Below are 19,987 nucleotides of genomic sequence, written 5' to 3' on the forward strand. Positions count from 1 at the left end.
TAAAGAATACGATCTTCCGGTTTCGGTTATTTTTGGCGGTTCGTTGTCCATGCGTTTTCCCTTATGTTTTTAAGTAGTATCCAAAAGATACCCAAAATTGGTAGTTGAATAATATCGATGAATTTAGTTCGTAGTTTGGCTAGCTAATTTCTCTGGCTTTTGCAAACATTAATAAACCCCTGACTAATGAAGACTTTTCAAGAAAAACCGATACAAAACTCTTCGAATTAATGGAGTCTAAAATCCAAGAGCGAACGTATTAATCAAAGGTTTCCTAAGCGCTTGTATTCCGTCGAGTAGCCCCAGATCCTTACGATTACCCGAAGCTAGGCGCGCCTACGGGACTAGAACGGAATCTCCGGCGACGGCCGGGCTACGCCGCCACCGTAAACGTCATAGGTCACATCTGTGTTTCTGGGTACCTTGATCTGCATGCGGGCATAGCCGAGCGAGCCCAGGCCGACTTCCAGTTTCTTGTAGTCGTAGCCGTTCAGGGTTTGCTGTTGCCGGTCGAACCCGAACCAGCTGACGCCGTAGCGGACTTTAATTTGCGCGCCGTCCGGCGCCTTGAAAAAGGCCGTGCCGTTAGCGTTCCAGAACGACTCGACGGTACGCCAATCGCAGCAGGTGATGAGCTTGGTTTTGATCATGATTGCTTCCTCTTCAAGGATATGATTTTGTGATTTATGAGTGGAAAGAAATACTTGTCCGGTTTTTACTACAGATCATTCGGCGGGCCAATTTCATGGTTCCGCCTTACACGAGTTGCAAGAGCCTTACATACAACATCGGTTTGCGAAGGCTCGAAAGATGAACTGTTTGACTCAGTAGTGCCGCGGAACTATATAATTTGGAAGATTTTTCAAATAAGGTAGATTAAAAACAGCAGCAGCCTCACTGTTGGATATGCCACTATTGATTGGTCTATATTCACTAGGCGAGCGACCAAATATAGCCTGGTCCAGATGAATAGCCCGCGCGGTGTGTAGCACCGCCGTTCGAGTTGCATTTCTTGGATCGCGTGTTGTTTTGCCTGAGCGTGGGATGTCGTCGCCACCTGCAAGGCGGGAGAAAAGTTTTGTAGCTGGAACGATTCCCGCGTTAAGAGCGACTCTAAGCACAGTGAATCGCTTTTCTGGATCGAGATCATCCAAGGTTTGGGATGAAGCATCGCGCGAAAGCTTATCCCGCAGCATGTTCTCTTGCATCTTGAAATAGACTCCAAACGCCGTCACTGCCTTTTCTGACGGCAATAGACCTCTCGGCTTACTATTACCTCCGGCTTTTTCAGTGGAGGTGTCCCAAGTATCCCCAGTAGCCTTTACATCGGTAAACTTTATTCCAAGAGCCGGATGAGCTGTAATGATGGCTTTCAACCCCTTCGATAAATTTGGGTCAAACCAGTCGTCCATTCCAAGTATCTCCGATGGCACTGAGCCTGCCTTTTCAGACCAAGTGGAAGCGCCAGACTCGGCAAGTAGCGATGCACCTAGAAGCCCTGGATCTATATCGAGTTCCTTCGACACGGTTTCTACACGTGATCGAAGTGTCAGATTGTTTTGAAAAATAGTATCCAAATCTTCCCGACCAAGTACTTCCGGGCTCGTTTCTGGCAGCGATTTTCGATCAGGTGCCCCGACAGGCGGCACATATTCATTTGTAGTAGCGGAGGCGACCACACTTTTCTCATCTGTTCCTCTGGGATCGATATTTATTATCGGATTGCTGGATGAATACTGATATAGCGATGGTCCACTCACCAATCCCAACGGATCAGCACTCAGCCACCTCACTACCCACGCCGCGTAATACCTCGCCGCGTGGTAATTCAAGCCGCTTTCCTCATCCCGCTCCTTGCCGGTAAACCGGTAGCGTTTCCTGGCAAAACTGCCGAAGCTGGTTTCCCCGTATGGCGTGTATTCCTCACGGTTCAGCCAGACTCCGTCGCCGCCGATGACCACATGGCTACTGCCTAGATGATCGCCCAAGTGGTATTTGATCGCCGGAGTAGTGTCGTCTGGGAAAGGCGTGCCGACTCTGACCAGCGCGATGCGCGACTGGTCGTCCATGACGTGCAGAGTGTTGTTTTCCTGGACGGTGGCGCCTTGCACCGCGCGGTGGTATTCGAACAAGCCGCCGATGTAGACGGTAACGGTATACTCGCCGCCCTGCTTGCGAGTGAGTTTTTTCACCCGCATGCCGCCGGCGTCGTACAGATATTGCGCGTGTACCGAAGGCTCGCTACCGGCCACCTGAATTCGGAAGGCTTTTAGACGGTCGCCGTGGTCCCAATCGAACCGGCGGGTTTGATGTTCGGACAGCATGTTGCCGTTGGCATCGTAGGCGTAGCGGTAAACGCCTTGGCCTATCGTCACCGTGTCCAAGCGGTTATTGCCGGCGGCATTGGTAAACACCCGGTTGCGAGCGCCGTCGGCTAATTGGTGCTTCATTTCCAGCATATTGCCCAGCGCGTCGTAGCGGTATTGCTGGCTATAGGCGCGAGTACGGGTCAGGTCGGTGCAACGCGGCTGATCCAGCCAGGGTGGCGTTTCCGGCGCTTGGTCGCACTCGCGGCCGGTGGCGGACAGCAGCCGGTAAATCGGATCGTAGGCAAACTGGCGCAGTAGAGCATCGCCGGACGCGAGCAGTTGCTTGAGGGCATTGTCGGCGACCGAGGCGGCGGCCGGATTGTTCAAGATGCCGCTGCCCTGGGCGCGGTCTTCGATTTGCAAGATATTGCCGACCAGATCGTAGCGGTAGGCAAAGTCCTGCAAGGCTTCGCCATTCGGCTGGTAACGATCGGCTTCCGGTTGGCTGTAGCGCTCGGTTCGTAGCCGCGACAAGCGAAAGGTCCGTGGATCGTAAGCATAGCGGCTCATCACGCCGTTGCCGTAGGCTACCAACACTCGTTGGCCCTTGGCGCTATAGGCAATTTGTTGCACGAATAGCTGGCCGTTCAGTTTGACTTGCGCCAAGCCGCCGGCCCGGTTGTAGAGCGGCAAAAGCTCCTGGCGTTGGCCGGTCACGTCTGTGGGATATTGCGTGCGCTTGACACGGTTCAGCGCATCGAAGCTTGAGGTCGTTTCGTAGACGTTAGCATCCAACAGGGTTTGCGCATGCGCGGCCAGCGTGGTGCCTGCCGGCGCCTGCCAATCGATGCGATATGCGTCGACGGCCCAATTGCGCGCGGCGCCGTTTTGGTAAACGCTCAGCAACGTGGCGTCGCTAAGCACCTGCCGGCTTTGGCTGAGCGGATTGCCTTTGAAGTCGTAGCCCGGCACGCTGACTAATCCGGCTTCGTCGTAGTGTTGAACCAACTTGCCGAGCAGATTTTGCCGCCGCGCCGCATCCGCGCTCAAACCCGATTCTGGCCGGTCGCCGTAAATCGACACTTCGCGTAGCGTCAACGTTTGGTTGAGGCCGTCCCTGGCCCACAGCCGGTTCGGACGATTCCCTTCGTCGTAACCGTGCAGGGTTAACGCGCCCTTGCCGTCGCGTTGTTCGAGCGGATTGCCGATCGCATCCAGTACCGTGCGCCGCAGGCCGGCATCGATACTCTCCGTGCGCCAAGGCCGATTCAACAAGTCGTAGTCGTAACGGAAAGCGACTCGGTTCAATGCGTCGGTAACGCTGAGCAAATTCCCGCGAATATCGTAGTCGGACCGGGTGACATACCAATCGGCCGGACTGGCGCCGTTCCGCGCCGTGGCCTGCACGGTGCGGCCCAACGCGTCGATGAGTATACTGGCCGGCGTGTTCCAGTGGCTTTGGAAGGCTTGCGACGTCGCGGCATGGGTGCGGCCGGCGTTGTCGTTGGCGTCGTAGGTATAGGCTTCCCAAGGTGTCGGCGCGAATTGCTCGGGCTCGGCCAAGTCGGTAGGCACGCCGTAAATCACCCGTTGCTCGGAGCCGTCCGGGTTCAAGGTGCGGATTACCTGACCGCGCGGATCGTAGCTCATGATCGCCTTTTGGCCGAGCTGCGCTTCGCCGGGTGCGGCGTAAACCCAACCCCGACTATAAAACGGCTCGTATTTTTCGACCACCCGACCCTTGTTGTCGTAAATCTGCCAACCGCTGACCAGCACGTTGGGTTGGTCGGCCTCGGCGTTGCGGTCGCCGGTAAACGCCAACTTGGTGCCGGCGGCGTCGGCTTGATCGATAGGCAAAATGCCGCCGCCGAACGTGGCGTCGCCGAAGCGAATCTCTTCCGACTGCACCCTGGTTTGCAGCAAGCGACCGAAGCCGTCGGAATATTCGACGCTGTCGATAGTTTCGTCGCGTTGCGGCAGCGGTACGTCACTGTCGCTGTCGTGATATTGATAGCGGCGAGTACGCACCGAGACCGGTTGGCCGCGTTCGCCGAACGCCGTCAAGTCGTACTCCATCTCGATACTGGGCCTATCGATGTCGCCCTCGGCGGCATCCGCCTTACCTTGTATCAGTGTGGCTCGAGGCAGGCCCAGCGGCGTGAAGCGCGCTCGGCTGCGATTGCCGTTAGGGTCGGTAACGCATGCGGCTTGCAGGACGCGGTAATCGTATTCGGCTTCGACCATCAGACCCAACGGGTCTAGGACTCGAACCGGTAACAATTGGTAGACATCGTAGGCAATCGTTGTCGCGCGGCCTAGCGGGTCGCGCTGCTGTAACAACAGCCCGCGAGGTTTGCCCGACGCATTGTCGCTTTGAAAATCGTAAGCATGCGCGGCCGTCACAACGAAATAGCCCGGCGCCGACATCGCGCCGGCGCCGCTAGGACGGTAAACGTAACCGACTAAGCCGGGTAGGGTATGAAACTCGGCGGGATAGTCGTCGTTCCAGGTCGCGCCGGCCGGTTGCAGATAGGGGGGGATCGTGAGAAGGGCCAGAGACGCGGCGGATCGTCGCGATGCTTTATGGGTCATCCCTTCGGCCGCTCCCGCGTGCTTGCCGATGCCGGCCAGGGATTGATCGCCGGGAGCCGGATCGGCAATCGGGTCGGCCGCACCGTAGAGGACTTTCAATTGCGCGTCGGTGAATACCAGGTTCTCGGTCCGGGTCAGTGCGCCGAAATCGCCCAATTGCCCGAACGGCAAACCGGCGAACGCCGGCCCGTCGTAGAAATTCAAGGTTTGCGCGAACAACTGGCTGGCCGCTTTGCCGGATTGCACGGCACTCCACAGCATCGACGCCGATAGTTTTCCGTCGTTGATCACTTGGTATTGGCTGATCTTGACGGTCCGGTCGATCAGGTAGCGCCGGTCGTCGTCGCGTTTCGCGTATACGGTTTCGCTAACGGTCGCCAGATAAGGCGATACCGGGCCGGAAGCTGCCGACCGGTAATCGCGGCCGCGCGGCACGGCAATCGCCAATGCCGCGGTCGAGCGGCCGTATTGATCGGGTTCGGCCGTGAATGCCAATTGCGTCAACGGCTCGTTGCCGCGCTCCCACTGGCTGGTGCGTTCGGCCAACCCATAGGCGAAATAAATCCCCGGTCGGCCGCTATCGTTCGGCGGCGGAACTTCTTCGCGCACTCCCTGAAGGTGTTCGGTGACGGTGTAGGGCCGATTTTCCCGTTCACTACCGTCCAGCGCATACAACTCGGTGCGCAAAACGCTGCCGCGTAACGCTCTGAGAGCGTCGCGCTTACGCCGCCTGGGTAGCGAATTGAGCTTGGCGGTGACGGCCGCCGGGCGGTCCAAGGCGTTGGTATCTCCGGGCCAAAATTCGGACCGGCAGTCCAGTTCCCGCCAATCGCCGAATTCGTCCCCGACCGGTCCTTGATGAAACCAAGTGCGGGTTTCCAGCGGCGGCGAAAACTGTTCGGCGCCCACCGCTTCAAAAGCTCGCCCGCCGTGCAGTCCACTACCGTGAAAGTCGGCAAAGACTTCGCTGTCGAGCTGATCGACCCGGCCGAAGCCTCGAAATTCGCGCTCCGCACCGTCCCAATAGCCGTGGCGGTAACGGTATTCGCTGGTGAGTTTGCCTTGGGAAATTTGGTCGATGACTTCGACCTTGGCAACCACTTGCACCGGCATCGGCAGCGGGGTTTGCCAACGATAGGCCGGATGCGCTTGGTCCTCCAGATAAAAACGCGTGGACGGCGCGTAAGCGACTTGGGTCAGCGCCCCCATGTGGTTGTCCATTTGCGTCAATAAATACGGCTTGACGCCGCCGCAAAAATCCAGGAAATACATCGGCGGCCGGCCCGAGCCGTCGGCATCGCGGCTCCACAACAAGCCGCGATGGCCGCTGCCCAGTAAATCCACCAGGCGAATCGCATCGATGTCGGTAACCGCCGGGGTGCCGGTGATTTCGATGGGGTCGCTCCACCGGTTTCCGCTCTGATTAATCCAGATCAGGACTTTGCGATCGTCCACGTAGACGATGTCGGCCAGTCCGTCGCCGTCGATATCGTCGATCAAGATCCGTTTCGGGTCGTAACCGTAGGGCAATCGCGGACTATGCGCCATCGCGACGCGAGCGCCCCAATCGCCGTATCCAAGATTGGGCCAATAGCTGACGTTGCCGTCATGAATCAGTGCGATGTCTTGCAGACCGTCTCCGCTGAAATCGCCCCATTTGACGCGCGGATCCGAGAAATTGACGTTGGGGAAGCGCTCCAAGGCTTGACGTTCGACAGCCCGGCTGGCCTGCCAGCCAACATTGCGGTCGTTGAAGAAAACTTCGAGGCGGTTACTACTGCGAATGGCATCGGTCACGCCGTCGCCGGTCAGATCGACCAGTTTGACTTCTGGGTCCTGGAAGTTAAAGCTGGGGGCCACGGTATAACGGCGAAAGGCGCTTTTATCCCATAGGCCGTCGTAGCGCAACGGGAAATAGCCGGACAGATTGTCTCGGTGCACCAGCAAATCGATACGGCCGTCGCCGTCGGCATCGATCAATTGCACGCCCGCCTGACCCAAATTCAAGCCGGCCGGCGCGTCGGCCATGGGTCGCGGCTCGGCGAAACGGCCATCGCCAAGATTACGCCAATAGCGGGCGGTACCGTTCAGTTGCACGATGTCCGGCAAACCGTTACCGAACAGATCGGCCAATTCGTATTCGGGATGGGCTAGCGACGCCGCCGGCAATGGGCCTCTTACGGCAAAAAAGGTTTGCGCCTTTGGTTGAAAACGGCTGTAGTCGAAAGTCAACGGCGGCAGAAACTCCGTAGCTTGTCCGTCGCGGCCTTCGACGCGAATCCGAGCAAGTAAAGAAGCCCCGTTGGCCGGCAAATCCGCGTCACCAAGTTGATCGAGATAGTCCAAATGATAGTTGCGAGTCAGCCTTTCTTGATCGGCTTGGGTATAGATCTCGATCCGAACGCAGCGGCGCGTCGTACGTACCTCGAAGCCGGCGCGGTAGTCGGAAAAAGGGTCCGGGCGGTCTGCGTAAACAAAACGCACCCGGACCAGGAAGTGCGGATTGGCGGGATCGCCGTAGTCCGCGTAGCGCAATTCGGATAGGTAAAGTTGATCCCAACGGCGCGTAGCGCCTTCCGGCTGATGGTCGCGTTCGTAGACATAGTCGATGCGATTGCCGAAGGGATCGACGGTTTGGCTGAGTTTCCAGGCGAATATTCGCTGCCGGTCGTTCGGGTCGGCAATCGTCGCCAGTTCCGGCGCGGCGGTTGCCGCGGAACCGTAGTAACTGACCAGACCGTCCTTGCTCGAGACTTGCCAATAGTCACGTACCTTATCGCGGCGATGAACGATGCGGGCAAACAGCCCTTCCGAACGAGGGCGGTAACGGGTAATGCCGCTGGCTTCGTTGACCGGTACCAAATCTTCCGCGCCGGACAGCAAGAAGGTGTCGCTACGGTCGTCGTAGCGCGGCAGACCGCCGGACGTTTTACGCATCACGCCAGGCACGCTCAGTGCCCAGCCAAATCCGAACGGGCCGTTGCCGCTACCGGTACTGTAACCGAGCGTCAAATGCGGTTGGAAGCCGTTGCGCCCGGAAGGCAGCGCAATCGGTACGCTGAAGTTCCCGGTGCCGGTATGTAAGTCGGGAGAAAACTTTTCGCCTAAGCCATGAATTGCCCCGCCGCCTTGCGGCAAGCCGATGATTTGACTGGATGTGCCTGATTTGTTGCTCATTTAGGTACCGAAAATTTGGTCGTATCGTTGCGGTTTTCAGATTAAGGCATAGGCTAAACAGGCCTAACGCATTGACTTAGGCCATAGCGTATACAACGCAACCTTGCCCAAACATCCTCTGCAAAGGGGGTATTTGGGCAAAACTGTCCTCTAGTCGGGTCCGCGTATGCCAATTCGCTACAGCCTTAACCCGCCGGGTTCGTTAATCAATGAACAGAGTTGACGCTCAGAAGCAAAGGCAATAAATCGCCGCGCTGCCGGATATTCAGTTTTAAATATATTTTTCCGGCGTGGTCTTTCACGGTATTTTGCTTAATATGCAGTTTTCGACCAATTTGCTCGAACGATATGCCTTTGGCCAATAACATCGCGACTTCCTTTTGCGTCGGCGACAACGGAAAGTTCCGAACAGCCCTTAATAACTTTAACTCGATTGGCTCACGGTATTTCACGGTGACGCCAATCATATTGTTACTGTCTGAATCGAGATTATTTAACCAATAACCTTTAAAGCTAAAGGCGCCGTAGGGGTTTACGCGATCGAATGCCGGGATGGCGCTCTCTTTGCCGCGATGGATACTGACTAGATCATCAGCTAGTTTCTTTAGATTTTCCAGTAGCCGGTTATTCTGGCGCCTGTCAATCAATGTTCTTGGCGTATCGGCTAACTGTATTAAGCGTTTAGCTTCCGGACATTGATAAATTAACCTCCCCTCCGGATTCATAATTAACATTCCCTGGGATGCGGTGTTTCCATACTCGGTGGCTTGGTTAGGCTTTGCCTGATAGGCGTGCGAAAGATAGGCGATTAAGCTGGTTATTTGATTTCGATCGCCGCTGCTAAAATCGGCCTGTTTTTTTGACCGATATAAACCCAACACGCCAACCTGACTGTCGTTAATAGGCACTTTAATCCAGCTCGTGTAATGCATATCGAAGGCTCGATAAATAATATTGTAGACATCGGATTTGTAAAATTGATCATCCACGATACGAGGGTCGTCAAGCGTTGGCGATTGCCGAAACCAATTGGCGACCCGAACGAGTCGCTCCTTGGTATGGTGATCCCTTAATACGTTCGGAACAGCGAGCGCCAGATACCCTAAATCGAATCCCGTCAGGTGATAAATAGAGCGTAGTTGCTGATCGCATACCGAAAAAGTATTACTATTCGATTGAATAAGATTCGGAATCGCTCGCAGAAACTCAGTCGTGATTAATTCACTACTTAAATTTGAGCAACAAATTTGGCGTAAATAGGCCAATGCGTGACTTTTTCTCATACGACATTCTCTTTTACGATGTGAAAAATTAACTAATATCGCAATGCGATTTAGCTTCCGGCGTTTAATGTAAATCTCAAACTGCGGACTGTCTTGGTAAATAGCGCACAGCCTTAGTGGACACGCGTGCAGTTTCTTGCAGAACATATCCCCGAAGCAAATAAAATCGTTGAATTTAAGCGCGATGCAGAGTTCAGATTATATGCAAGGTAATATTTCACATATTAAATACCCATTCGCACGCGACATAACCACTTAAAATACGCGGGTACTCCGCTAAATTGCTTGCCTATTTCAAGCCGCTAAAATAAATGGTCTTCAAAGCGACTCGTTGTAGCTGTGTCTCGGAGGACACTTAGGCCGTTTGAGCGTTTTGGTAGCCCGGCGGCTAACTTGGAAGCTGCGAATAGCCGATATAAGCTTTTCACCGATACATTGAAATTTGTTATTGCAGAACCAGATAAGCCTTTACCCTTGTCCCACTTATTTCGCTTGATTTAATCGGGGCGGTTTCACATGGTCCAAAGGGGAGTTGATCGAAACGACGCTCCTCTGCGCTTCCCCCGTCATTGACCAACTCAGGGTAAACTTGCGACTTTTATGTGCGAGACCAACCTGGGCGCGTGCCTTAGCCCACTCCACTTTCACGCCTAACGATTCCTAGAACCCAATGCAAGCAAATGCTCAGCGCGAAGATCGATCGATGGCTCCGGCCACGACTTTCGACCGTCACAACAATGCCTCTCAAACCCGGTATCCCGGCTTGTTTTCGAGACACCATCCGATCGGCTACCCGGAAACACGGATTCTTTGGCATAGCAACGTTTCGACTGATCGAATCGACGCAGCGTCGACGATCGAACCCGCCTTGGCGGGTCCCGCCGAGGCTGTAGCGTATGCCGATTTAACCAAGCCCAACCAACGTCCGGACTTGAATCTCTGGCGACCTTACCCGGCGTTTGGGGGCCGGCGGGCACCAACGCGCTCAGGCCCCGGAGACCCGCGGTTTTGCGCGCGATGAAGGCGAAAATTTGGGCCGCGTTGCTGGCGGTCTATCTGGTGTGGGGCTCGACCTATTTGATGATCCGTTTCGTCGTCGAAACGCTGCCGCCTTTCTTATCGGCGGGCTTTCGCTTCGTCGTTTCCGGTCTGATTTTACTGGCTTGGCGGCGGCTGGCCGGCGATGCCGCGCCGACCGGACGACAGTGGCGTTCGGCCGCTATAGTCGGTACCTTGTTGTTACTCGGCGGTAATGGTTTGGTGTGTTGGGCCGAGCAAACCGTGGCGTCCGGGCTCACCGCGCTGATCATCGGCGCCGTGCCGATGTTTCTGGTGATTGCCGACGCTCTTCGGCCGAACGGCGTCCGACCGACGCCGCGCGTACTCGTTGGCTTGGTCATCGGCTTTTCCGGCATTTATCTGCTGGTCGGACCGACGGCGGATACCGAAAGCATGCCGTTAAACATCTTCGGCGTGGCGGCGTTGCTGTTGGCTAGTTTGCTGTGGGCGATCGGTTCGATCTACAGTAAGAGCGCGGATTTGCCGAAATCGGCCTTGATGACGACCGGCGCGGAAATGCTGAGCGGCGGAATGGCCTTGTTGCTGGTCAGCCTGCTCGGCCAAGAGTGGCGCGCTTTCGATCCCGCCGAGGTATCCACCGAGTCATGGCTGGCATTGGCCTACCTGATCGTGTTCGGTTCGATGATCGGTTTCGCCTCTTATGCGTGGTTGTTGCAGAACGCCTCGATCTCGCTGGTGGCGACGTATGCCTACGTCAATCCGCTGGTCGCGGTGTTTTTGGGAAATTGGTTCGCCCAAGAGCCGCTGACGCCACGTATTCTAGGCGCGTCGGCAATCATCATCGGCTCTATCCTCTTCATGAATAGCTCGCGTGCCGCGCGGCCGAAACCGCAAGCGGCCCGGCGCGGGAACGACTGATGCACCGTCGTTGGCACTGGTTTTAAAAAAACATCGCCGCAAGCTAGCGCTAGCTCGCGTGGGCTTAGCGCTTTCTGTTTACACAGCGCTATGCTGTTTTCGTCTGGACGTCGAGACAAGCGGCTTATTCGAACTGCGGCAACACCTCGGTTTCGGCGCGACCGGCCGCCAGCCATTCTTGCATGGCGGGCTCCGCCAACACGGTTTCGATGTAGTCCCGAGATTCCGGTCCGTGGGGGAGGGCGTAAGCCTGAAAGCGCAACGCGACCGGCGCGAACATCGCATCGGCGATTGTGAAGCGGCCAAACAGCCAAGGTCCACGCTCTGCGTAGCGTTGCCGGCATTCTCGCCAGATCGCGTCGATCCGCGCCGCGTCGGCCTTCGCGGCGTCTGGCAGCGCTTTGGCGGCCGGCGTCCGGCAGACGTTCATCCCGCAATGTTCGCGCAACGCCATGAAACCGCTGTGCATCTCGGCCGCCAACGCGCGCGCCAGTGCTCGTTCGGCGAAGTCTTCCGGCCAGCCTTGGGTTTGCGGAAATCGCTCGGCCAAATATTCCAAAATCGCCAGAGAATCCCAAATAGGCAGTTCTCCGTCCCATAACACCGGCACCTTGCCGGCCGCCGAGTAGCGCTGGATTTCGGCTTTCGAGCCCGCCTGGTAAAGCGGGATGCGTACTTCCTGAAATTCGATGTCATGGTGTCTCAAAAATAGCCAGGGCCGTAGCGACCAGGACGAATATTTCTTATTGCCGATGATTAAGCTCAGACTCATGTCGATTAGCTCCTGACGAACAAAAAGGATCAACGCGGAGCGCTAACGCCGATAATGCGCGTTGACGCGGGTGATTTTGGCATCCTGATCGATTTCCATGACTTCGGCGGCCAGCAAGTCGTTAACGCTACGGTAAACTAGGGTCAGGCTAGCAACGCCGGGCAATGCGTGCAATAGCGTGAAGTGCAAATCGGGATATTTGCCTAGGCCGATCCGGAAATAGTCCCGCAAGGCCGGTTTGCCGACTACCGTGCCGCTCGCTTCGCCCAGCAAAGCCTGCGCGAACGGGCTGGTAAACTCGATTGAGTCGGCATAATGGCCTAGGATACGCGCCAGGTCGCGGTCGTTCCAAGCTTGCAACCATTCTGCGGCGAAGCGGTCTGCAAATTCTTCGGTCATTGGGCGTCCCTTGAAGAGAGAGTGCTTGTCGAATCAGTCCGCGGCGCTGATGCGTTTATCAAACGTTACCGCATGGCCGCTAGCTATCGCGTCCGAAACCGTTTCCACACTGCGGGGATTGTTGGTATTCCGGGACGAAAACCGTCTTCTGCTCGGCAGGCCGGCCAGAGAGCCAAACTGCGGCGAGCGCGCATATTCTACCGATTATTTCAGGTGGCTAGAAGCTCGGGCCAGCCGGCGATACCGCGCCTAGCGAATGTCCGTCCGCCGGCGTAGGACTACCGCAGGAGGGACTTATCATACGTAATACCCTCTGAAATACCATCCGAAGATCGCCGAGCAAACACCCGACACGTCCCATTACCAACGATCCCTCGCGACGACAACTGAAGCCGCCATCCTCAGAAAAACTCGCCGGCCGTCATAGGCCCGGCTCGGACGGCATCGGGTAACTTGATCCAAGAACGCCGCGTTAACCCGCCGGGCTCAGCGCCGCCTGCATTTGCGCGACGCTTTGCGGACGGTGTTCCGGAAACACCGCCATCGCCCAATCGATGGCCTTTAGCAGATATTCCGGGTAACGGCGTTTGAAAGCCTTGACGGCCGGCGGCAAATCGTCTTGCTTGACCCGGTCGGGCGACGACATCGGAATCCGGCAATCCAAACAGGCGCGCATACTGGCGCCCACCGCATACAGGTCGGACCAAGGTCCCAGATTGCCTTGGCTATCGTATTGTTCGATCGGCGAATACCCGTTGGTCAGCACCTTGGCTCGACTGCGTTGCGGCGACAGCGAGATCTTGCGAATCGCGCCGAAATCCAGCAACAGCGGATCGTTGCCGCTACGGATCAAAATGTTGGCGGGTTTGATGTCCAAGTGTACCAATCCCTTGTGATGCACGACTTCGATACCGGTCAGCAATTGCCGAAACACGGTCAAAAGGAATTCCTCGGTGATCGGCAGCATGCGTTTATGGAGAATTTTATCGAGGGTGACGCCGTAGTCGTAGGCCATCACCATGTACACGGTATCGTTGGCCTGAAAGAAGTTGATAACGTCGACGATGTTGTGGTGCTTGAGCATCGCCAATACCTTGGCTTCCTCGAAAAACAAGGCCCTGCCGCGCATGAACAACGCCTTGGCTTCGTCGCCGTTGGGCACGACCACATTATTCCAGGTGCGGTGCGCCAGCTTGCGCGGCAGGTATTCCTTAATCGCGACTTGTACCTGATCGGCCATTTGCCTGGCCAGATACACCGAACTGAAGCCGCCGTGCGCCAATTCCCGCTCGATCATGTACTGATCTATAATGGTGCCCGATTGCAGGTAATTCCACTGCTTAGGATAGGTTTCGGGATCGTAGTATTCGGCCATGGGCAAGCAACGCGGATTGAGGCTCTGGATTATAGGTGAAAAATGATTAGAAGCATGACCGCTTTCGCGGACGGCGAGCTGAGCGCCGACAACCTGACATTATTGTGCGAGCTGCGTTCGGTCAATCACCGCTATAGCGACGTCAGCGTCAAATTGCCGGAACGCTTGCGCTTCGCCGAAGCCGAGGTTCGGCGCCTGATCTCGGAAAAACTCAAACGCGGCAAAATCGAATGCTCGCTCGGCTACAAAAAACAAATTGGCGAACAAAGCTTGCACGTCAACCACGAATTCGTGCGCAAGTTGCTGAGCGTAACCGCCGAAATCGAAACGGCCATGGTCAATCCCCAGCCATTCTCGGCACTGGAAGTCTTAAGCTTTCCCGGCGTGCAACAAGAAACCGAAATCGACAAGGAAGCGTTGCGCGAGCTTATCCTGCGGTTGCTCAACGCCACACTGGAAAAAATGCTGGATACCCGGGCTCGCGAGGGGACGCAACTGGCACAGTTGATCGACGACCGTTGCCAAAAAATCTCCTTGCTGGTCGAAGCCGCGCACAAACGCATGCCGGATGTCCTGCATAACTTGCGCGGCAAGCTGACCAGCCGGGTCGTCGAAATGGTCGCGGATCCCAACTTCGACCGTCTGGAACAGGAACTGGTCCTGCTGGCGCAAAAATTGGACGTGGCCGAGGAATTGGACCGTTTGGAAACCCACGTCGCCGAAGTCCAACGCACCCTCAAATTGCCGGAGCCGGCCGGCCGCCGCCTGGACTTCCTGATGCAGGAAATGAACCGCGAGGCCAATACGCTCGGGTCCAAGTCCGCCGACCGGGAAATGACCCAAATCTCGATAGACTTGAAAGTGCTGATCGAACAAATGCGCGAACAAATTCAAAACGTCGAATAAGCCGCCCATTCGGAATTCACATGAGTGTTAACGACACCAAAACCGGCCACGCCGATCCTACCCTGAAACTGACATTGCGCCTGATGCACTGCGGCGAAATCGCGATGGGTCCGGGCAAGGCCGATTTGCTTGAAGCCATCCAATCCACCGGTTCGATCAACGCCGCCGGCAAATCGATGAACATGAGCTACCGGCGCGCCTGGCTGCTGGTCGACGTGATGAATCGCAGCTTTATCAAACCGCTGGTTCAAGCCGCCAAGGGCGGTCGGCACGGCGGCGGCGCCAAACTGACGCCGTTCGGCCTGGAGGTGCTGGCCAACTATCGCAAAATGGATCAAGCGGCTAAATCGGCTGCCAGAGCCTACTTGCCGCTGTTCGACGGCTTGATGGCCCCGGCCGATTCCATCAGCCCAGCGGAAACGCTACCGGCGGATGCCGAGACTGAAGAATCAGGCACCTGAATGTTGTTACCCCATCTTGCCGGCCCGAGGCCAAGACCGAGTCGGTTTTAAGCTCACGGTCTGAAACGCCTCGGCCTCCGCGGCTAAAACGCAATCAGCGCGCCATTAGCCTGAGCGCTCACTCGGCCAGACGCCGCTCCAACCGACCCCGCAAGGTCTCCAGAAACGCTTCGGTCGTTTGATACTGGTCCTCGTTCAAGTTCTCACCATGAATGCACAAAGCCAAATCCTTGGTCATATAGCCTGCTTCGACGGTATCGACGCATACTTTTTCCAGCAAGTCGCAGAAATGAATGAGCTCGGTATTACCATCCAATTTGCCGCGAAACGCCAGGCCGCGCGTCCAGGCGAATATCGACGCGATCGGGTTGGTCGAGGTCGGTTTGCCCTGTTGATGCATGCGGTAATGGCGGGTGACGGTACCGTGGGCGGCTTCGGCCTCCATGATTTTGCCGTCCGGCGTGACCAAGGTCGAGGTCATTAGACCCAGCGACCCGAAGCCTTGAGCGACGGTATCGGACTGGACGTCGCCGTCGTAGTTCTTGCAAGCCCAGACGAAAGCGCCATTCCATTTCAGCGCCGAGGCGACCATGTCGTCGATCAGTTTGTGTTCGTACACAATGCCCTTAGCCTGAAACAAATCGCGGTATTCAGACTGATAAATGGCCTCGAAAATGTCTTTGAAACGACCGTCGTATTTTTTCAATATCGTGTTTTTAGTGGACAGGTACAGCGGCCAGCCGCGATCCAAGGCCACGTTAAAACAGCTGCGAGCGAATCCGACAATCGATTCGTCGGTGTTGTACATGGCCAAGGCCACGCCGTCGCCGTCGAAGTGGTAGACCTCGAAGCTCTGCTCCGGGCTGCCGTCATCCGGCGTAAAGCTGATTCTTAACTTGCCTTTGCCCTTGGTGACGAAATCGGTAGCGCGGTATTGATCGCCGAACGCGTGCCGGCCGATGCAAATCGGCTGAGTCCAGTTCGGCACCAGTCTCGGCACGTTTTTACAGATAATGGGCTCGCGGAACACGGTGCCGTCCAGAATATTGCGTATGGTGCCGTTGGGCGATTTGTACATTTTCTTCAAGCCGAATTCCTCGACTCTGGCCTCGTCGGGTGTGATCGTCGCGCATTTGATACCGACACCGTATTTTTTGACCGCCTGAGCGGCGTCGATGGTCACTTGGTCGTCGGTGGCATCGCGATGCGTGATACTCAGGTCGTAGTATTCGATCGGCAGATCCAGATAAGGCAGTACCAGTTGGTCCTTAATGAAATGCCAGATGATGCGAGTCATTTCGTCGCCGTCGATTTCGACGACCGGCTGATTGACGGTAATTTTCTGCATGGCGGCCTCCGATCGGATGGGTAGAAGCCGCCAGTATAGCCCGCCGCCTCGAGAACCGGTGCGGACAATTCGGTAACTCGAGGGAATCTGATCCGGCTATCCGCGCAAGCCACACCGCGTGCGAGTGCCTGTGTTAGAATCGAAACAATGCAGGAATTAGAGACTTTTAAGCTGATAGAGCGTATCAGCGCCATATTGCGCTCGGAAGAGCGCAAAAAATACGCGGCGATCGGCTTGCAGCCGGTGCACGGCCAAGTGCTGGACTATTTGGCCAAATGCAATCATTACAGCAACACCCACGCGGCTGTCGCGGAATATCTGGGTTTGACCAAGGGTACGGTATCCCAGACCATCCAGATTCTGGAGCGGCGGCATTACTTGGAGAAAACCACCGATGCCGTCGACGGCCGGGTAGTACACCTGACGCTGACCGAAACCGGGTACGCTCTGCTGGAAGACTTGAAACCGCTGGATGTGTTTAAGCACGCCGAAACCCAACTCAGCGAACGCGAGTTCGAGACGATAGGTCAGGCCTTGCGAGCCACGTTGAGCGTGTTGCAAAAAGTCAATAATTCCAAAAGTTTTGGGCTGTGCCGCTCTTGTCGACATTTTGCCGTCGAGGCCAACCATTATCATTGCGGCCTCACTGAACAACCGCTGGCGCGCGGCGATACCGAAAAGATTTGCCGCGATCACCAGCCATTTTCCGATCCACACCACGAAGAGTAACCGCCATGTTCGATACCAAGACCATCGATAACCTTGCCGACCGCATCTCTAGTGCTATCCCACCTGGGCTGCATAATCTGAAGGACGACATGGAGAAAAACATCCATGCCTTGTTGCAAAGCGCCCTGTCCAAGCTCGATTTGGTCAGCCGCGAGGAATTCGAAGTTCAAAAAGCCGTACTGGCCAAAACCCGCGCCAAGCTCGAAGACTTGGAAAAACGCGTTGCCGAGTTGGAGCAGCGGCTTCCCAAAGACTGAACCGATGTCGCTGGCAGTGGTGTACAGCCGGGGGCGCACCGGCATAGACGCCCCGCTGGTCACCGTCGAAGTCGATGTCGCCAACGGCTTGCCGGCCCTAAACATCGTCGGCTTGCCGGAAACCGCCGTCAAGGAAAGCAAGGATAGGGTGAGGGGCGCGATCGTCAATTCGCAATTCGAGTTTCCGATCGCGCGGATCACCGTCAATCTGGCGCCGGCCGATTTGCCCAAGGAAGGCGGCCGTTTCGATCTGGCTATCGCGCTCGGCATTCTGGCCGCCTCCGGCCAAATCCCGAAAACCGCGCTTCACCAATACGAATGTATCGGCGAACTGGCACTGGGCGGCGAGTTGCGGCCGATACCCGGCGCGCTACCAGTCGCGATTCACTGCCGCAACGCCGCCAGGCGACTGATTTTGCCGGTGTCCTGCGCCGCCGAAGCCAGTCTGATCCAAGACGCGGCATTGCTGCCTGCCCGCACTTTACTGGAAATCTGCGCCCATCTGACCGGCCGGCAAGCCATCGACTCCGCGCCATACGCATTTGGGCTGCCCACGGCCGCATTCGACATCGATTTTGCCGACGTTCACGGACAATTCCACGTCAAACGCGCGCTGGAAATAGCCGCCGCCGGCGCCCACAACTTATTGATGCTAGGCCCGCCCGGCACAGGGAAGTCGATGTTAGCGGCACGGTTGCCGACGATTTTGCCGGAACTCAGCGAACAGCAAGCGCAGGAAACGGCGGCGATCGCCTCGGTCAGCGACCAGGGACTAGACGTCGGCCGCTGGCGGCAACCGCCGTTTCGAGCGCCGCACCATACCGCATCCGCCGCGGCGCTGGTCGGCGGCGGCAGCAACCCCAAACCTGGCGAAATTTCCCTGGCTCATCACGGCGCCTTGTTCCTGGACGAATTACCGGAGTTTGATCGCAAGGTGCTGGAAGTCTTACGTGAACCGTTGGAAACCGGCCATATCACGATTTCCCGCGCGAATCGCCAAGCCGATTTTCCGGCACGGTTTCAGTTGATCGCGGCCATGAACCCTTGTCCTTGCGGCTACTTGGGCGATTCGTCGGGGCGTTGCCGTTGCACCTCTGAGCAAATCGCGCGCTACCGGGCCAGAGTATCGGGCCCGCTACTGGACCGAATCGACATGCACTTGGAAGTCCCCAGGGTGCCGATCTCGGTGTTGCGCGAGGGCGCATCGGCCGGCGAGGAGCGCAGCGAGATCATTCGCGAGCGCGTGGCGGCGGCTCGAAACATCGCCGATAGCCGTTGCGGCAAGGCCAATTCGGCATTATCAGCGGCGGAAGTCAAACGCTACTGCACTCTGACGGACGCAGGCCACCGGCTGCTCGAACAAGCGATGGAAAAGTTCGGACTGTCGCACCGTGCGTATCATCGCATTCTGAAACTGGCCCGCACCATCGCCGACCTGGCCGGTTCCAATACGATCGAAATTCCGCATCTAAGCGAAGCCATCGGCTATCGAAAGCTGGATAGAACCCGAGGCGGGCCAAACTCCGGCGCATAAAAAAGGCGCGTTGCCTCGACAGCAACGCGCCTACAAGCCTAGACCGACGAAGCTTACAGTTTGTCGGCGTTTTTGCTCAAATACTCAGCCACGCCTTGCGGATTGGCGTTCATGCCGGAATCGCCTTTGTTCCAACCGGCGGGACAAACTTCACCATGCTCTTCATGGAATTGCAACGCATCGACCATGCGCAACATTTCGTCGAAGTTGCGACCCAATGGCAAATCGTTAACCACTTGATGGCGCACGACACCTGCTTTGTCGATTAGGAAACTACCGCGAAACGCTACGCCGCCAGCGGATTCAACATCGTAATCTTTGCAGATACTGTGAGTCAGGTCGGCGGCCAGGGTGTAACGAACCGGACCGATACCGCCTTGGTTAACCGGTGTGTTACGCCATGCATTGTGAGTAAAGTGCGAATCGATGGACACGCCAACGACTTCGACACCACGGCTTTTGAACTCGTCGATACGGTGATCCAAAGCGATTAGCTCGCTAGGGCAGACGAAGGTAAAGTCCAGCGGATAGAAGAAAAGTACAGCATATTTGCCGCTCGTGGCTTCAGAAAAACTATAGGAGTCGACGATCTGACCATCGCCCAGAACCGCAGGAACCGTAAAATCGGGGGCTTGCTTACCAACTAAAACACTCATTGAGTTCCTCCAAAATTTTTTAAAAACAAAAGGTTAACAGGGGGGAAACGCCTTTGGGGTAAGGCTGAAGCTTATTCTACACTAAAATACTGGGTATTCACCCAATAATCCAGGCAAATTCTACTTGCAAGATGATGCGATTCGCGCTAACTTGTAGGCAAAAGCTTACACAATTAACAGACAGTCTGCGTGTGTCTGACTTTAAAATTCACCTGCAGACCTTTTGTGAATTTTCTGGTTGGGGTATTAAG

General features: G+C 56.3%; 14 protein-coding genes. 6 read left to right on the forward strand and 8 right to left on the reverse strand.

Annotated features, from left to right (window positions below; all coding sequences use genetic code 11):
- Positions 1–344 precede the first annotated feature (344 nt).
- From ACQE3E_RS22110 to ACQE3E_RS22120, 3 genes are all read right to left on the reverse strand, one after another.
- Entirely contained in the window at positions 345–650 is a 306-nt protein-coding gene (locus ACQE3E_RS22110) for a hypothetical protein (protein WP_313730272.1), read from the reverse strand.
- A 174-nt stretch (positions 651–824) separates the two neighbouring features.
- The gene (locus ACQE3E_RS22115) at positions 825–8,078 is read right to left on the reverse strand and encodes a SpvB/TcaC N-terminal domain-containing protein (RefSeq protein ID WP_313730271.1); all 7,254 of its coding nucleotides are present in this window, start codon (positions 8,076–8,078) and stop codon (positions 825–827) included.
- 206 nt (positions 8,079–8,284) lie between these two features.
- Complete coding sequence (locus ACQE3E_RS22120; protein ID WP_197471880.1) at positions 8,285–9,361, reverse strand: helix-turn-helix transcriptional regulator; 1,077 nt, start codon at positions 9,359–9,361, stop codon at positions 8,285–8,287.
- A 1,017-nt stretch (positions 9,362–10,378) separates the two neighbouring features.
- Between ACQE3E_RS22120 and ACQE3E_RS22125 the strand changes: the two genes are divergently transcribed.
- Complete coding sequence (locus tag ACQE3E_RS22125; protein ID WP_427501091.1) at positions 10,379–11,299, forward strand: EamA family transporter; 921 nt, start codon at positions 10,379–10,381, stop codon at positions 11,297–11,299.
- 124 nt (positions 11,300–11,423) lie between these two features.
- Here ACQE3E_RS22125 and ACQE3E_RS22130 read toward each other — a convergent pair whose 3' ends face one another.
- From ACQE3E_RS22130 to ACQE3E_RS22140, 3 genes are all read right to left on the reverse strand, one after another.
- Positions 11,424–12,071 carry a glutathione S-transferase family protein gene (locus ACQE3E_RS22130; RefSeq protein WP_427501092.1) on the reverse strand — a complete coding sequence of 216 codons (648 nt, stop codon included), beginning with the start codon at positions 12,069–12,071 and terminating at the stop codon, positions 11,424–11,426.
- Positions 12,072–12,113: 42 nt separating this feature from the next.
- Positions 12,114–12,470, reverse strand: coding sequence for a nuclear transport factor 2 family protein (locus ACQE3E_RS22135; RefSeq protein WP_064031389.1), 357 nt, complete (start codon positions 12,468–12,470; stop codon positions 12,114–12,116).
- Positions 12,471–12,942: 472 nt separating this feature from the next.
- Positions 12,943–13,845, reverse strand: a complete 903-nt coding sequence (locus tag ACQE3E_RS22140) for a serine/threonine protein kinase (protein ID WP_064031390.1) — start codon at positions 13,843–13,845, stop codon at positions 12,943–12,945.
- Between the two features lie 54 nt (positions 13,846–13,899).
- Here ACQE3E_RS22140 and ACQE3E_RS22145 point away from each other — a divergent pair, with 54 nt between their 5' ends.
- Positions 13,900–14,751, forward strand: a complete 852-nt coding sequence (locus tag ACQE3E_RS22145) for a YicC/YloC family endoribonuclease (RefSeq protein WP_231883758.1) — start codon at positions 13,900–13,902, stop codon at positions 14,749–14,751.
- 20 nt (positions 14,752–14,771) lie between these two features.
- Positions 14,772–15,212, forward strand: a complete 441-nt coding sequence (locus ACQE3E_RS22150) for a winged helix-turn-helix domain-containing protein (RefSeq protein WP_313730270.1) — start codon at positions 14,772–14,774, stop codon at positions 15,210–15,212.
- 118 nt (positions 15,213–15,330) lie between these two features.
- Here ACQE3E_RS22150 and ACQE3E_RS22155 read toward each other — a convergent pair whose 3' ends face one another.
- Complete coding sequence (locus ACQE3E_RS22155; protein WP_313730269.1) at positions 15,331–16,560, reverse strand: NADP-dependent isocitrate dehydrogenase; 1,230 nt, start codon at positions 16,558–16,560, stop codon at positions 15,331–15,333.
- A gap of 147 nt (positions 16,561–16,707) precedes the next feature.
- On the opposite strand from ACQE3E_RS22155, the gene ACQE3E_RS22160 reads away from it, so the two are divergent.
- From ACQE3E_RS22160 to ACQE3E_RS22170, 3 genes are read left to right on the forward strand one after another with little or no spacing between them, the layout of a single operon-like run.
- Positions 16,708–17,289 (forward strand): MarR family winged helix-turn-helix transcriptional regulator, encoded by a 582-nt coding sequence (locus ACQE3E_RS22160; RefSeq protein WP_064031394.1) that lies wholly within the window; start codon positions 16,708–16,710, stop codon positions 17,287–17,289.
- 5 nt (positions 17,290–17,294) lie between these two features.
- Entirely contained in the window at positions 17,295–17,546 is a 252-nt protein-coding gene (gene ubiK / locus ACQE3E_RS22165; RefSeq protein WP_071159226.1) for a ubiquinone biosynthesis accessory factor UbiK, read from the forward strand.
- A gap of 4 nt (positions 17,547–17,550) precedes the next feature.
- Complete coding sequence (locus ACQE3E_RS22170) at positions 17,551–19,080, forward strand: YifB family Mg chelatase-like AAA ATPase (RefSeq protein ID WP_427501093.1); 1,530 nt, start codon at positions 17,551–17,553, stop codon at positions 19,078–19,080.
- Positions 19,081–19,133: 53 nt separating this feature from the next.
- Here ACQE3E_RS22170 and ACQE3E_RS22175 read toward each other — a convergent pair whose 3' ends face one another.
- On the reverse strand, positions 19,134–19,736 hold the full coding sequence (locus ACQE3E_RS22175) for a peroxiredoxin (RefSeq protein WP_064031397.1): 603 nt from the start codon (positions 19,734–19,736) through the stop codon (positions 19,134–19,136).
- Positions 19,737–19,987: the final 251 nt, after the last annotated feature.

It is taken from the genome of Methylomonas sp. MED-D, from assembly GCF_050276835.1.
Taxonomy (GTDB): domain Bacteria; phylum Pseudomonadota; class Gammaproteobacteria; order Methylococcales; family Methylomonadaceae; genus Methylomonas; species Methylomonas koyamae_A.